This window comes from Paenibacillus apiarius, from assembly GCF_017052585.1.
Classification (GTDB): Bacteria; Bacillota; Bacilli; order Paenibacillales; family Paenibacillaceae; genus Paenibacillus_B; species Paenibacillus_B apiarius.
Genome location: NZ_JAFFHZ010000001.1, coordinates 1008781 through 1023580, shown reverse-complemented (window position 1 = coordinate 1023580; position 14800 = coordinate 1008781). Strand labels below are relative to the sequence as shown.

The window sequence follows — 14800 nt, the reverse complement described above, 5'->3', positions numbered from 1 at the left end:
TGATCCCGACAATGGTTGCGGCCCTGTCGTCATCGACGAAGATGACTGCCCGAAGCATCCTCATGTATGCATCCAAGAGGAGGAGAAGGGCTGACTCTCTGCTTGTGGGGAATTGACATCAGAACGGCGGGGCGTGGATTGGTGACTATGGGGCCCATTTGCCTATAATTGGCAGGGCCCTTTTTTGTTTCTATTGGACAAGCAAAGGCCGCTTTTTTCATAATGGTATGAATGTTTATACCAATATCAAGTAATGGAATACAATGATTTAACGGAGGTGAGAGAGATGCTTGCTTTTTGGGAAAAAATAATATTGCCTCTCTTGCAAATATTTGGCGTAAGGAAGATTGTGGAAATTGGGGCGGAGAATGGGTGGAATACAAGTCATCTATTGCAATATTGCCGTGCCGTAAACGGAGAATTGTTCGTTATTGATCCATACCCTAGGTTTGACGTTCTGGAATATAAGAGACTTTTTCACAAAGAATTTCATATGCTAATGGATTACAGCTTGGAAATTCTTCCTCATTTGCGGCAGTACGATGCCATTCTTATCGACGGAGACCACAATTGGTACACCGTATATCATGAATTGAAGTTGATTGAGGCGATGGCCTCGCAGGACGAAAAATTCCCTGTCGTTCTGCTGCACGACACGCAATGGCCATATGGCAGAAGAGATATGTATTACTTCCCTGAGTCGATACCGCCTGCCTATCTTCATCCGCATGCCAAAAAAGGAATGGAATACGGCCGCTCGGAATTGCTGGAAGTTGGAGGGGCGAACAGCATTCTCTACAATGCCCTCTATGAAAATGGGGAACGCAACGGCGTACTCACGGCGGTCGAAGACTTCTTAAAGCAAACGCCATTAAGTGTTAGCTTTCATCAAGCCTATTCCAATAGCGGACTTGGCATTATCGTTCCAAAACATGATGCAGTCGATATGCAAATCCAAGCGATTCTCTCTTTGTCGGGATTATAGGAGATATAAAGACTTGTAGAAGGAGGGAAAAAGATGTCTTCATCACTATTCGGCATTGCTATTCTAGTATTGAATCAATTGGATATGACAAGGCAGTGCATCCATTATATACGAGCCTATTCCAGCCAACATATACCGATCTTGATTATCGATAATGGCTCTAGCATACAATATCAGGCAGAACTGCAGGCTCTCGGCGATTACTATATCCGCAATGAAGTGAACATCGGGGTCATCCCTGCCATGAATCAGGCATGGCAGGTGTTGAATACACCTTACATTATGTATCTCCATAATGATCTCCTTATTTTAGAGCCGCATTTTGATGTAAAGATAAATCGGGTATTGTCACAGGTTCCTTATGTCGGAGTTGCCGGATTCGGCGGAGGGCATTCAATGGATTGCAAAGGATTCCGCACATCATTCACAAGCAACATGATCAATGCCGAAGTTCACGGAACACGCATGGTACAGGATTACGTTCCTTCCGTTGTGCTGGACGGGATGTGCTTAATTATACGAAAAGAGCTTATTCTTGAAATCGGCGGTATCGCGAATCAGTATCCGATTCACCATTATTATGATATGGATATTTGCCTTGAATCCATATACCGGGGATATAAGGTGCTTACGATCGGCGTTTACGTTCACCATGTCGGTTCACAAACTTCGTCACAATCAGATTATGCGACATGGCTCGAACAGTTCGGTCTGACTGAGATGTCGCTATATGGTCAAAACCAAATCATCTTCCATGGGAAGTGGGGTCATAAACAGGCGCTTAGCGTCGATTCGCAATTTAATTATTACGATGTAAATGGGCCGATCGCAATGAAGGTATAGCCTCGATAGAGGCTTTGCTCATTACTTAACTTCACTTGAAGCTCAAGCAACGGTTCTCCGTTCAAAATGATGCAGGCCGCGGGAGTCGCATATAAAAAGGCTGCCGAGAATATCGCGGGCAATCGAGCAAGCAATAGCCGCAGACGTCGAGGACATCTGCGGCTTCGATTATGATCGCTTACATGCCCGATTGCGCGATGATGTGACGGGCCGTTTCATTATAATGGCGATAGATATCCGAGTCGTCCGGCATTAGTACGCCAAGACCGAATTGGCTGTGAACTCTGTGTAATTGCAGAGGCCGCTTCGATTCCTTCATGAAATCCTCCACCGCGGTCAATACACCGTTTCTCTCCCCGTATTCATACTCGGCATTATGGACCGATGAATTATGACCCTCTTCCACCAATTCGTTGACACCGGGCAAAATGCCCTTTTTCGCACTAGGCTTCCGGAATTGAACAGGTATGGATTCCGGAAAATAATACATGTCTCGTCTTCCGTAAGGCCACTCCAAATCGTGCAAAAATACGATCGGAAACCGTTCCATTCTCTCTAAATGCTTTAATTCATGATATACCGTAAACCAATTGTGATCCCCGTCGACAAACACGGCATCGCTCTGGCGGATGTGAGGGAGGAGCTCCAAACTGAATCCCTGCAGCATCTCGAACTTACCCCCGAACTGCAGCTTCAATTGCTGCACATCGAACTGAGGAGAGGGATCGATGGCAATGAGGCGTCCGTTGTCCGCCTCATTGATGTAGCTTAACAGGTTCATCGTATTTAACCCTTGCGCGCACCCAATTTCGACAATCGTTTTTGGTTTCGTCAACTGCAAGATCGGATGTATGATTTGATTCCAGAAATAAATCACTATCCTTACCTCCCATGGCAACCAGATTCATACTGGTTTACCGCTTGCCATCCTCGGTTTTAATGCTGATGATAGCTGTTTTGTCTCCACTGATTCAAATGATGCTGCAACAGTTGGATATACTCCGGAGGAACTGCATTTCCTTTGATGCCTATGCCGACTACGGTATGCGGGAAGATTTCCTCTCCCGCGTAATCTGTAATGACGGTATCGAACGGTTTCAATATGCTGGCAAATGCTTGCGGCGTAAAGCGCCAATAATCAGCCGGATAGTCATGAATCGGGAAATTCATCACCGAACTGATGATGGCAATCCCGTTTGGCTTCAATATGCGGTGGATTTCGGTCAATGCGAGCCGCGGATCCTCCACATGTTCCAGCGTATCCAATGAAATAACGAGTCCTGCCGTCTCGTCCGGCAGATCAATATGATGAAGATCCAGAACGAGATCGACACCAACGCCTGGACGCATGTCGCATCCGACATACGTTTTGCCCGGGAAATAAGGACGAAGATCGGCAAAGCCTTCCTGGCCCGCGACCTGATAAGCGCCGAACTCGTATACCGGCTCCTCGTAAGGCAGAACTGCTGCGCAAATGGCAGCGAAATTTTTAATGATGTTTCTCATTTCTTCACTCCTTATTACATTGTGTCGTATGCTGCCCACATATGGTGTAATGCCTGTTATCCGTTATTTACTGTATTCATCGGAAGAAAGGAAGTTGTATGGTCAATCGCACAATTTATGCGCTTATGCTGATACAGATGGAATTGAGGGCGGAAAAGCGGGTGTCTTGCGCCATAATAAAAGCGTTCACCGTCAAGGGCTTTGCCAGTTTGTCCAGATCACATTCGATTTGCAAATCTTTCATTTCAGTCCATCCGCCGCCCGGAGACAGCGTTAGAGGTTCAATCGCTTCGATGTGATACTCTCCGCTCGCTTTGCCGGACCGAAACCAATTATCATCGGTGAATTTCCATCCGGATTGCCTGCCGCCCTTTACATAGACGGCAAGCGTTTGAATCAATTGGGGAGACAGGATCTTTCCGCTTATCTCGCAAGCGCGCTCTGGGGAAACAGCAATCACGATGCGGGGGTGCGCAATTGGCTGTTGTCCCGTATTGCGGAACAGCACGTTCACGAACAAGGTTACGCGCCTCATGGTTACATCGATATCGGCCGCAGATTGGAGCAAGCATTCGACTGACACCGAAGCAGGGGAGTGATTCATGGTCATCACCTCGCAGTTACCTGATTTTTGTCATTTTGGATAAGAGATCGGCCACTTTGATTTTGAAGCTTGATGCTTGGGTTGCGTCTTCATACCGTGCGGGATAGTAAACAGTTGACAGTGCGGGAACTGGAGCGGATTCATAGAGGGTCTCCGCAATATGAGTATGGTTGAGCTCTTGCACCTCATTTTTGCCGGGCTCCTGTTCCTTCACAAGTGCGGCTTCAGGCTGCAGAGCGGGGGCCTGCATCTTTGCAAGCAGCTTATCGGCCACTGTAGTAACATGCAGCGCGCGGCGGATGTTTTTTTCCTCTTCAAGCACGGACAGCCGCTGCTCCAGAGTTGATTTTCTCTGCTGCCAGCACTGTAGTGTCTGCTCCAGTCGTTCTCGTTCTTCATGCAACTGATTGCGGCGTCTCGTCAATGAATCGGCGGTGGCGATCGCACGATGGGCGAAACGCAGGCTTTGCCCGAAATTCCTGGCAGCCCGGTATGATTCAACGCCCCAACCGCTCAACTGAAACAAGCTGCCGATATGATTGCTGTCAGACAGCCAATACGGCGCCGCGCCGCTGCCGGTCTTCAGAGCGGATATGATGTGCCATGCAACCGGATGGGATGCAGGGACCGTATCGAGACCTCCCCACGCACCGCAGGCAATATGGTAGTCAATGCGATAGATGCTCTCCTCTGCAAGCCAAAAAAAGCGGAGTCGTTCACGTTCCACGGCGCAGACCGCACATTCCACCCTAGCGGGAGGAATGGCGATGCTGCCCTCCGCCGCCTTGGCCGATTCCGATTCTTCGGGTGCAGCGCAGGAATGAAAGGAGAGCTTTCCGTGAAGAAAATGAATCAGCATCACGTGCAGATGGCCGTTCCAATCGGGTAAGACCTGAATGAAGACAGGCCCTTGCGCATCCGTGTGCGGCAAGTGGAACATGCTGTCAAGCAAGCTCCACGTTCCCGCAGCCTGATCGAAGCTCCAGATGCAGGCTTGCTGCATCATGCAGCCTGCAAGCCAGAGCGAGTTCCCGTCCGTCACAAGCTGAATCGAGCGGACAGGCAGCTCGGTCACGGTCGATCCGAGCTTCGTCCAGTGGATGCCGGACAGCGCAAGATGATCGATGCGGCCGGGGAAACGAAGCGCGAGATGAAGCCGATTGGCGCAGCATGCGATCTTCAGATCGGCAAGCTCCGTGAAATCGCCGTCCAGTTTGCATTTGATCACCGTGCTGTCGTGAGGGGCAATCCGGGCATGCACGAGCTGTTGAAAGCAATCTGCATACACGATATGAACATACTGCTTGTCGTCCTGACAGATGTCGTATAGACGGTCCGCATATTCAAGCACAAATTCCTCGCGGCTCTCTTTCCATGCATGATCCAATGTTTCTATAACAAGCCCGCGGTCCGCAGGCTTAACGATAGACATATGATAGTCGTTCGCCACCAAATACCGGCGTTCCATTTTCAACCGCCTCCTGCTTGATCTTCCATTGATATCATTTTATTCAGCGCTTGAACGGATTAGGATGGATTGCGGCTATTCTTGCATTTAGTTTGCGCGATAAAGCGCCCGCCACGGTCAAATGCACAGGCAAAGCAATGGCTGTGCTAATACACTGGATCCAAATGACCGTATCATCCGCAGTGTGTTGGAGGGATCGATATTGAACATCATCCAAAAGCTACACCAGATGTTCCGATTGGAAGAGGAAGCCTATGTTACGGAATTGTACAGACAACTGCTGAATAAAGAACCGGAGATTGTCGGCGTGAGCCATTTTGCGGGGCTGCTTCGCTCCGGACATACGAAGTTATCGATTGCGGTCAACTTCTTGCGGAGCAGGGAATTAAAGCAGACATACGCCAAGGAAGGCGCTGGCGGTCTGCAGGGCGTCACTCCCCGCATTTATCACCGTATCTATACCTTGTTGACCATCGATTCCGCTTCCTTCGTTCATGAACTGTACGCCGAGCTGCTGTGCCGGGACGTGGAGCATGAGGCCGTGCCTCATTATGCGAACTTGCTGCGCAACGGAAGGTCACGTCTCTCGATCATTTTGGGTGTGCTTGTGTCGCCGGAATGCCAGCAGCTGTTGGCTTCGCCCCAAATGCCAAGAATGAACGGGCCGTTCGAATTCGGCGAGTTCGAAATTGATGAGGCTGCGCCGGAGAAGGAGGAAAGCCGTCATCCCGCCGCGCCGCCACTGAAGCGCAAGGTTTCTGTCGTCATCTTGACCTGGAACGGTCTGAGGCATACGAAGCAATGTATTTCATCCCTTGCCCGCCTGGCGGATAACGATCTGGTCGACGTCGTGGTCCTCGATAATGGCAGCACGGATGAGACTCTGCCCTATTTGCGGGAGATTCAGTGGGTAAAGCTGATTGAACATGGGCGGAACAGCGGATTTACGGCCGGAAATAATCTGGCGATTGCGCAATGCGATCCGGACAGCGACATTATACTGCTGAACAACGATATTGTCGCACCGCAGGCTGATTGGATTGAGAGGCTGCAGGAGACAGCCTATTCCGCCCGGGACATCGGAATTGTCGGCTGCAGATTGCGGGGGGACGATGCGAAGCTGCAGCATGCGGGAACGTATATCTACGCGGAAACATGCTGGGGCCAGCAGCTTGGCGGGCTGGAAACGGATATCAATCAGTATGAGGGTGTACGGGATGTGCAAGGGGTTGTATTTGCGTGCGCTTATTTGAAGCGGGAACTGCTTGATGCCATCGGAACGCTGGATCCCGATTATTTTGCTTATTTTGAAGATACTGACTATTGCCTTAGAGCGATTGCGGACGGATACCGGGTCGTCTATGACGGAAGGGTAACGCTCATTCATTCGCAGAATGCGACGACCAAAGTGAACAACGTCGATTTTAATCAATTGTTCATGCAGTCGCAGAGCATATTCCGCGACAAATGGGCCAGCTATCTGGAGGAGCAGTACACTCACAAGTTGAACTGGCATTCCATTGCGAATTTATCAAGCGGTTATGCCAACTCTTCAAGAAATATGATGACAGCGCTCGACGAGCTTCGCGTTAAAATGCATTACCGGTACGTCTATGGCCCGGGAACTCCGTTCCAGACGGTGGAGCCGCAGATGAGCGACGATTACCGCATCAATGTGTTCAGCATGCGCGCACGAGATTCGTCTGCTCCGGAAGTCGTCTATGGCCAAGGAGACGTTTTCTTTAAAAATGAAGGAAAATACAAAGTCGGCTATACGATGCTGGAGGTTGACGGCTTGCCGGAGGAATGGGTGCGGCAGTGCAATAGAATGGACGAAATATGGGTTCCGTCCAGTTTTAACGTTGAGACATTCCGCAATAGCGGCGTCCGCGTGCCGATCCATATCGTGCCGTTAGGCATCGATCCGAATTATTTCAATCCGGGGATACAATCGTTTCGCTTTTCGGAAAAATATACGTTTTTGAGCGTGTTTGAATGGGGCGAACGAAAAGCGCCGGCGGAAATGCTGCGCACATTCGCAAATGAGTTCGTTCATGACGATGTGCTGCTTGTATGCAAAATTACGAATAAAGATCCGGACATCGATGTGCGTGCGGAAATCCGCAAATTGAATTTAAAACATGTCGAATCCAAAATATTGATTGTCTATAACCAGACGATTCCTGCTTATTTGCTTGGCAGCATGTACCGTTCCGCCGATTGTTTCGTACTGCCGACCAGAGGAGAAGGCTGGGGCATGCCGCTATTGGAGGCGATGGCGTGCGGCATCCCGGTAATAGCGACCGATTGGAGCGCGCAGCGTGACTTCTTGAACGAACAGACTGGATTCCCCGTCCGTGTAAAACGGTTGGTGCCGGCAGTGGCCAAGTGCCCGTATTATACCAACTTCCAATGGGCGGAGCCGGACTATGAGCATTTGGCACATATTATGCGCTATGTATATGACAACCGAGAGGCGGTCAAAGAGCGCAGTCAGGGGATTTCGCAGCAGGTGCTGTCACAATGGACGTGGGCGAATGCCGCCAAGCGGATTGCGGACCGTGTGCAGCATATATGAACTCCATGAACATCCTCTTAAAAAGTGCGCAATCGAAAAGGAGTGGTCAGCATGCGTTACATCGTGGGAATTCCGTATGTCAACCGCAAGGACTTGTTATACCGGGCCATCGATAGTATCCGTCCGTATTGGGGGAATACATTCGTGCTCGATAATTCGGCGGAGCGCGAGCTGAAGCACGATACCGGCCTGTCGCGGAGCGTGACCGTATATGAACCGCCCGTCCCGCTTACGTTTACCCAATCCATGAACTGGTTCCAACGGGTGGCTGCCGAACGCGAAGCCGATGCGGTGTTTTATATGCATAACGACGCTGAGGCGCATCCGGGCACGCCGGAGGCGTTTCTTGGAGTGCTGGAGGATCTGCTGAGCAGCGGGCGCAAGTGGGGGCTGGCCTTGACGAACTTCGACGCGCTGGCTGCTTACAACATGGAGGCAGTGCGGGCCGCAGGACCTTGGGATACGATATTCAGCAGCTATTTCGCCGATATCGATTATCACCGCAGACTAAGGCTGGCAGGCTATGATGAAGTGTTTACAGGACTGCCAGTAGAGCATCACGGAAGCTCGACCAGAAAGTCGGATTCGCGGTTCAACTTTATCGTTGATACGACGTGGCCGCTCTATGAACGGTATTATGAGCTGAAGTGGGGCGGCAAGATGGCGCAGGAAACGTATTTGACACCGTTCAATCTGCCGTAAGGAAGGGGAGATATGATGCGCTTGTCTGAAATCAAACGGACTTATGACGCTGTATACAGTCTCGGATCGAATTGCTACCCGTCCCAGCGTATGGAGCGGTATGGACTGCGTCCTTACAGTGGCGTTATTGATTGGATGTACTCTAATTCTGTTCCGGGGTTGTGCACGCTGCTGCGCAATCGGTTCGCTCATTTTATGCATCCCGCCAATATTGTGGTGGATGGGACGGTATTCAACGGTCACAACTTTTCGGTGCGCGATTGCATTTACGGCATGCAGTCGGTACATGATTTCCTGTGTTCAGAAGGAGCAGAAGGGATTCATGCAAAATATCCGCTTTTTCAAGAAACGCTGCAGCGCCGCATCACCCGGTTTCTCGACAAAGTGGAGCGGTGCGAGTGGATATTTTTCTTTCGGTTGAATGCGACTTATGAAGAAACGATCGAATTGGAGGCCGCTTTGGCTTCCATCGTCCAGCATCAGTTTACCCTTCTGGTCGTCAATCCCGGATCCGCTTATCAGATCGTGGAAAGCGGATGGCCGTTAGCACATACCTGCGCCTTGGAAATTCCTGCCGAATGGGATGCCCAGAGCGATGAACTCTGGAACGCAGTCTTTGCGGGCATTCATTACCGGGCTGATTGAAGGTTGCGCTCCGTGCGGACTCCATTTCCGGGCATTCTTCTTGGAAAGTAATGCTAGACCGTGCTGCATGAGGATTTGGCCCGCTACGGCGACTTGATGCCGGGTCACGGAATGGCTCCGCCTCGAGTATGACGTTGGCGCCGCATTCATGCAGCACGCGTACATATGATTCGGGTGACATGACGGAGTCCATGGAACGAGAACGCGTCTTCCCTAAATTACGAACTTTCAATGAGCCTGTATATGCTTGCCGTGGCAGAATCATCCAGATTTCATATATATATAACGTTTCAACAACTCAGAAACAACGACACATCGTTTGGAGGTTATGACCGGTGCTCAATCCGCTTCTGCCCATGGTAAGCATTGTTACGCCTTCCTTTAACCAAGCGGCGTTTATCCGCGAGACGATAGAAAGCGTATTGTCACAATCGTATCCGAATATCGAGCATATCGTAATCGATGGCAGCTCAAGCGACGGGACCGTTGCTATATTGCAGGAATACAGCTACCGCTGCGGACACCGCTTCCGCTATGTGTCGGAACCGGACAGAGGGCAGTCCCATGCGATCAACAAAGGTTTGCAACTGGCGCAGGGCCAAATTATCGGATGGCTGAATTCGGACGACACGTATTTGCCGGAAGCGGTTGAAAAGGCGGTACATGTCTTGCAGGCTAATCCCCATTTGGGGATGGTATACGGCAGAGGCAACTATACCGACGAGTCCAACCGATTTCTGAAGCCGTATCACGTGGAGCCCTATCAATCGCAACGGTTATTCGAATGCTGCATCGTATGCCAACCGGCATCGTTCGTGCGCAAAGAAGTGTATGACAGCTTGGGAGGCATTGACGAGCAGTTGCAGTTCTGCATGGACTATGACATGTGGATGCGTATTTCCAAGCATTATCCGATCGGGTATATGGACGAATTGCTGGCGAATTCGCGTATGCATTCCTCATGCAAGACGGTCGTCGGTTATACGGAGGTCGGTTTGCCGGAAATATTGACGGCAAGCATGAAAAATTACGGCACTGTGTCGAACAATTATTTATGCCAGCTTATCATCCATTTTTTCAAGAACGGTCTGCTGTGGTGGGCCGAACTCGTCAAAAAATACCCGCTCTTCGGGCATTATCCACGCATCGCCGACACCAACCGGTATGAGGATGGATGGGCTCCCCCCAACTACCGCGCAACCATAGAAACGACACCGGATCAACCATGCAAACGGCTGCTCTGTCATGGAACCTATCAACGCATACATGGGGATTTGCATCTTACGGTACATGTGAACGGCATCCCGGTGAAGAAGGTGACTGTCGCGGATGGAAACTTCTATATCGACTTGCGGATCGATGCGGTTAGCACGAGAACGTCAATTGATATTAGCGCCGACCAGCACTTCGTGCCTGCCGCACGCGGCGGAAGCAACGATGCCCGCCAGCTCAGCTTTAGAATTAATCTCATTGCTCCGTTGTCGCAGCAGGAATATGAATTTTTTCATCATTTAAAAAAGGGAGCGGATGTAGCAAACAGATGGGTGCTGGCGAATCGGCATCCCGTTCCGTTGCTATAAGAGGCCCGTTAAAGGATGTGAATGTCAGGTGAATCTTGCTCTTGCGCAAAAAAGGATAGCGGTGACTGGCGGGTCTGGCTTTTTGGGCAAACATGTCGTCCGCAAACTAGAGGAGTATGGATGCAAATCCGTCTTTGTTCCACGCAGCGCCAGCTATGATTTGCGGAAGGGGCAGGACATTGTTCAGATGCTGAACGATTGCGCGCCTGAAATCATCATTCATTTGGCTGCCGTTGTCGGGGGGATCGGCGCTAATCAGAAAAATCCCGGCAAGTTTTTTTACGACAACCTTATTATGGGAACTCAGCTTATCGAACAATCGCGCCTGTTCCAGGTAGAGAAGCTTGTGGCGATTGGGACGATTTGCTCCTATCCGAAGCATACGCCCGCTCCATTCCAAGAGAGCGAATTGTGGAACGGGTATCCGGAAGAAACGAATGCCCCTTACGGGTTGGCCAAGAAGATGATGCTGGTGCAGTCGCATGCCTACCGTGAACAATATGGTTTTAATTCTATCTATTTGCTTCCCGTGAACATGTATGGACCGGGAGATCATTTCGATTTGGAAACATCCCACGTCATTCCGGCCATTATCCGCAAATGCGTGGACGCCATGGAGCAAGGAAAAGAGAGCATTACGCTATGGGGAACAGGCACAGCGACACGCGAGTTTATTTACGTCGAGGATGCGGCGGAAGCGATTGTGAAGGCAACGGTATTATACGATGGACCGGATCCGATTAATATCGGCACCGGTCAAGAAATTACGATTCGCGAGCTGGCCGCGCTCATTCAATCGTTGACGGGTTATGCCGGAGCGATTGTCTGGGATGCCGCCAAGCCGGACGGACAGCCGCGGCGGTTGCTCGATGTCGGGCGGGCGAAGCAAGCCTTCGGTTTCGAAGCGGCTACCGACTTGGCGAGCGGGTTGAGGAGCACGATTGAATGGTATCGGGAACAAAGATCCAAAGGGGATATCAAGTAAAGAATGGATATGCGAGATTGGAACGGAAGCGGGGAGGGGAAACGGTGAGTGATCAGTCCTTCTGGAAGGGCAAAAACGTATTCGTGACCGGTCATACGGGATTCAAGGGCTCATGGCTGTGCCTGTGGCTGCACAGACTCGGCGCGCGTGTTACCGGATATGCGCTTCAGCCGCCGACGGATCCCAGTTTATTTGCTTGCTGCGGCATCGGCGCTCTTGTCCGCTCCGTAACCGGAGACGTGCGGGCGCGGGAAGATGTGACCCAAGCTCTTGTAGAGGCGCGGCCGGACATTGTCATTCATATGGCGGCCCAGCCGCTGGTCCGCGCCTCATATGTCCATCCGGCAGAAACGTATGAAGTCAATGTGCTGGGCACGGTCAATGTGCTGGAAGCAGTGCGTGCAGCCGTTCATCAAGGAATACCGGTCAGAGCGTGCATCAATGTCACGACCGATAAATGCTACGACAACCGTGAATGGATCTGGGGCTACCGCGAGCAAGACCGCTTGGGAGGATATGACCCGTATTCGAACAGCAAGGCGTGCAGCGAACTTGTGACCGCCGCATACCGCAGCTCTTACTTTCATCCGGATCGTCATGGCTCGCACGGCGTTGCCTTGGCGTCGGCCCGGGCGGGCAACGTCATCGGCGGAGGAGACTTCGCCGAGGATCGGCTCGTGCCCGATGTTGTACGCGCATTGTTGCGGCGGGAAGCCATCCGCCTCCGCAGGCCGAATTCCGTCCGCCCGTGGCAGCATGTACTGGAACCGCTCGGCGGCTATCTGCTACTCGCGCAAAAACTGTACGAGCATGGAGCGGCATATGCCCAGGGCTGGAACTTCGGTCCGGACGACAGCAGCTCCGAGACGGTTCTGTCGATCGCCGAATCACTGTGCGCCGCATGGGGGAGCGATATACCGATTATTATCGAGGATGAAGACGACGTTCACGAAGCGCACATGTTGAAGTTGGATTGTTCCAAAGCGAAGGCAGAGCTCGGTTGGCATCCGAAATGGAATGTAAAGCAAACCGTTCAGCATATTTCGGACTGGGTGCGCGCTTATAAAGCCGGCTGCGACATGCAGCAGGTCTGCTTGCGTCAGATTGCCTTATATGACAGCGTATAGCGTACGGGCTCGCCTATCCAAGGAAAGGGGGAAGTTAACAGATGAAGGTCGTTATATTGGCTGGCGGTTACGGCACGCGGATTAGCGAAGAATCCCAAGTCAGACCGAAACCGATGATTGAGATCGGCGATCGGCCCATCCTCCACCATATTATGTCCATCTACTCGCGGTACGGGTATCATGATTTTGTCCTTTGCCTCGGGTACAAGGGCTATATGATTAAGGAGTATTTTGCGAATTATTATTTGCATCGCTCGGATGTGACCTTTGATTTCAGCAATCAGAATCAAATGTCTATCCATCAGCATTGTGCCGAGCCTTGGCGGGTCACGCTGGTGGATACCGGTCGGGATACGATGACGGGAGGAAGACTGAAGCGCGTTCAGCGGTACGTCGGGGATGAGCCGTTCATGTTGACCTACGGAGACGGCTTGGCGAATATCAACATTGCCAAGCTTGTCGAGTACCACCATTCTCACGGGAAACTGGCGACTGTAACGGCCACTCTGCCTGGCGGGCGCTTTGGCGCATTGCAAATGCAGGATAATCAGGTGACGGGATTTCAAGAAAAGCCGATGGGAGAGGGAGGATGGATCAATGCCGGATTTTTCGTTATGAATCCGGGAGTCTTCTCTTATATTCGCGGCGATGAGACTGTGTTGGAGCAGGATCCGCTGGAGCGGCTGGCTCATGACGGCGAACTGATGGCTTTTCCGTTTACGGGCTTCTGGCATCCAATGGATACATTGCGCGACAAAAAGCATCTCGAGCAGCTGTGGAAGACGGGGAATGCGCCATGGAGCCAATAGAACCGGGGAGCAAGGCTGAACGGCCGTTGCGAGTGCTCGTGACGGGCGCGACGGGGTTCTTGGGCAGCTATATCGTCAAGGCGCTGCTGCGCGACGGACATCATGTCATCGTGCTGAAACGCAGCTTCTCCGATTGCCGCCGCATCAGCGGGGTGCTGTCCGGCCTCGCAACCGCAGACTTGGATCGGGCGGAGCTCGAGGCGATTGTCGCGCAGCACGCCCCGATTGACGCCGTCGTTCATGCGGCAACCCTATACGGCCGGGACGAGGCGCCATTCAGTGAATTGATGGCGGCGAATGTCGCATTTCCGCTGCGGTTGCTGGAGATGGCCGTACGTTACGGCGCCAAGCTGTTCCTCAACACGGATACGTTTATCAACCGCGAGCCGCTCGACTACAAATATTTAATCGGCTATACGTTGTCCAAAAGGCACTTCGCCGAATGGGGCAGGGAGGCGGCGCTTAAGGGCGCTGTCCGCTTTATCAACGTCAAGCTGGAGCATGTGTACGGACCGCTTGATAATAACGATAAATTCACCAGCCACGCCGTGCGGAGCTGTGTCGCGAACGTGCCGGAGTTAAAGCTGACACCGGGGCGGCAGGCGCGTGATTTTATCTATGCGACGGATGCGGCCGATGCGTATGCGCTATTGCTAAGGCGCAGTGCAGCCCGTGATTCCGAGCCGTTCCGGCAATATGAGCTCGGCACCGGGCGGGCGGTTGAGGTTCGGGAATTCGTGCAGCTTGTTCACCGCTTGGCCCGGTCGCAGACCGCGCTCCGGTTCGGGGCGCTCCCATACCGGGAGCATGAAATTATGCACTCACAGGCGGACATCGAACCGCTCACCGCTTTGGGATGGTCGAGCAAAGTCGATTTGCAGGCAGGAATCCAAGCGATGCTTGATGAAGCGGTCCATAGTTCATAGATGAGTAACAGCCCCAGCCTGATGTAATCAAGCTGGGGCTGT

At 51.7% G+C, this 14800-nt stretch carries 14 protein-coding genes; 10 read left to right on the top strand and 4 right to left on the bottom strand.

From position 1 onward, the window contains the following. Positions 1 to 286 precede the first annotated feature (286 nt). Together JSQ80_RS04695 and JSQ80_RS04690 are read left to right on the top strand one after the other, a co-directional pair. Positions 287 to 985: a class I SAM-dependent methyltransferase gene (locus tag JSQ80_RS04695; protein WP_206094531.1), complete on the top strand. Its 699-nt coding sequence runs from the start codon at positions 287 to 289 to the stop codon at positions 983 to 985. A 33-nt stretch (positions 986 to 1018) separates the two neighbouring features. Next, entirely contained in the window at positions 1019 to 1828 is an 810-nt protein-coding gene (locus JSQ80_RS04690; protein ID WP_206094530.1) for a glycosyltransferase family 2 protein, read from the top strand. 178 nt (positions 1829 to 2006) lie between these two features. Here the strand turns inward: JSQ80_RS04690 and JSQ80_RS04685 are convergent, their stop codons facing one another. The 4 genes from JSQ80_RS04685 to JSQ80_RS04670 form a co-directional block, all read right to left on the bottom strand. Further along, positions 2007 to 2705 carry a class I SAM-dependent methyltransferase gene (locus JSQ80_RS04685; protein WP_206094529.1) on the bottom strand — a complete coding sequence of 233 codons (699 nt, stop codon included), beginning with the start codon at positions 2703 to 2705 and terminating at the stop codon, positions 2007 to 2009. A gap of 59 nt (positions 2706 to 2764) precedes the next feature. Then, positions 2765 to 3334 (bottom strand): class I SAM-dependent methyltransferase, encoded by a 570-nt coding sequence (locus tag JSQ80_RS04680; RefSeq protein WP_087433337.1) that lies wholly within the window; start codon positions 3332 to 3334, stop codon positions 2765 to 2767. A 115-nt stretch (positions 3335 to 3449) separates the two neighbouring features. Then, on the bottom strand, positions 3450 to 3938 hold the full coding sequence (locus JSQ80_RS04675) for a D-Tyr-tRNAtyr deacylase (RefSeq protein WP_087433338.1): 489 nt from the start codon (positions 3936 to 3938) through the stop codon (positions 3450 to 3452). Between the two features lie 16 nt (positions 3939 to 3954). Next, positions 3955 to 5406, bottom strand: coding sequence for a hypothetical protein (locus JSQ80_RS04670; protein WP_206094528.1), 1452 nt, complete (start codon positions 5404 to 5406; stop codon positions 3955 to 3957). Positions 5407 to 5608: 202 nt separating this feature from the next. Between JSQ80_RS04670 and JSQ80_RS04665 the strand changes: the two genes are divergently transcribed. From JSQ80_RS04665 to JSQ80_RS04630, 8 genes are all read left to right on the top strand, one after another. Then, the gene (locus tag JSQ80_RS04665) at positions 5609 to 7984 is read left to right on the top strand and encodes a DUF4214 domain-containing protein (RefSeq protein WP_206094527.1); all 2376 of its coding nucleotides are present in this window, start codon (positions 5609 to 5611) and stop codon (positions 7982 to 7984) included. A 51-nt stretch (positions 7985 to 8035) separates the two neighbouring features. Continuing rightward, positions 8036 to 8686: a glycosyltransferase family 2 protein gene (locus JSQ80_RS04660; RefSeq protein WP_206094526.1), complete on the top strand. Its 651-nt coding sequence runs from the start codon at positions 8036 to 8038 to the stop codon at positions 8684 to 8686. 12 nt (positions 8687 to 8698) lie between these two features. Next, positions 8699 to 9331: a DUF1796 family putative cysteine peptidase gene (locus JSQ80_RS04655; RefSeq protein WP_240463528.1), complete on the top strand. Its 633-nt coding sequence runs from the start codon at positions 8699 to 8701 to the stop codon at positions 9329 to 9331. Positions 9332 to 9666: 335 nt separating this feature from the next. Further along, the gene (locus JSQ80_RS04650; protein ID WP_206094525.1) at positions 9667 to 10911 is read left to right on the top strand and encodes a glycosyltransferase; all 1245 of its coding nucleotides are present in this window, start codon (positions 9667 to 9669) and stop codon (positions 10909 to 10911) included. A 28-nt stretch (positions 10912 to 10939) separates the two neighbouring features. Beyond that, entirely contained in the window at positions 10940 to 11896 is a 957-nt protein-coding gene (locus JSQ80_RS04645) for a GDP-L-fucose synthase family protein (protein ID WP_087433343.1), read from the top strand. A gap of 44 nt (positions 11897 to 11940) precedes the next feature. Continuing rightward, positions 11941 to 13023, top strand: coding sequence for a CDP-glucose 4,6-dehydratase (gene rfbG / locus JSQ80_RS04640; protein ID WP_206094524.1), 1083 nt, complete (start codon positions 11941 to 11943; stop codon positions 13021 to 13023). A 41-nt stretch (positions 13024 to 13064) separates the two neighbouring features. Then, complete coding sequence (rfbF, locus tag JSQ80_RS04635) at positions 13065 to 13832, top strand: glucose-1-phosphate cytidylyltransferase (RefSeq protein WP_206094523.1); 768 nt, start codon at positions 13065 to 13067, stop codon at positions 13830 to 13832. Further along, positions 13820 to 14758 carry an NAD-dependent epimerase/dehydratase family protein gene (locus JSQ80_RS04630; protein ID WP_206094522.1) on the top strand — a complete coding sequence of 313 codons (939 nt, stop codon included), beginning with the start codon at positions 13820 to 13822 and terminating at the stop codon, positions 14756 to 14758. The genes rfbF and JSQ80_RS04630 overlap by 13 nt, the downstream gene beginning before the upstream one ends. The last annotated feature ends 42 nt before the right edge of the window (positions 14759 to 14800 follow it).

Coding starts and splice junctions, on each gene's coding strand:
- JSQ80_RS04660 (WP_206094526.1), top strand. CDS start 8,036: ATGCGTTACATCGTGGGAATTCCGTATGTCAACCGCAAGGACTTGTTA.
- JSQ80_RS04680 (WP_087433337.1), bottom strand. CDS start 3,334: ATGAGAAACATCATTAAAAATTTCGCTGCCATTTGCGCAGCAGTTCTG.
- JSQ80_RS04630 (WP_206094522.1), top strand. CDS start 13,820: ATGGAGCCAATAGAACCGGGGAGCAAGGCTGAACGGCCGTTGCGAGTG.
- JSQ80_RS04690 (WP_206094530.1), top strand. CDS start 1,019: ATGTCTTCATCACTATTCGGCATTGCTATTCTAGTATTGAATCAATTG.
- JSQ80_RS04655 (WP_240463528.1), top strand. CDS start 8,699: ATGATGCGCTTGTCTGAAATCAAACGGACTTATGACGCTGTATACAGT.
- rfbF (WP_206094523.1), top strand. CDS start 13,065: ATGAAGGTCGTTATATTGGCTGGCGGTTACGGCACGCGGATTAGCGAA.
- JSQ80_RS04675 (WP_087433338.1), bottom strand. CDS start 3,938: ATGAATCACTCCCCTGCTTCGGTGTCAGTCGAATGCTTGCTCCAATCT.
- JSQ80_RS04695 (WP_206094531.1), top strand. CDS start 287: ATGCTTGCTTTTTGGGAAAAAATAATATTGCCTCTCTTGCAAATATTT.
- JSQ80_RS04670 (WP_206094528.1), bottom strand. CDS start 5,406: ATGGAACGCCGGTATTTGGTGGCGAACGACTATCATATGTCTATCGTT.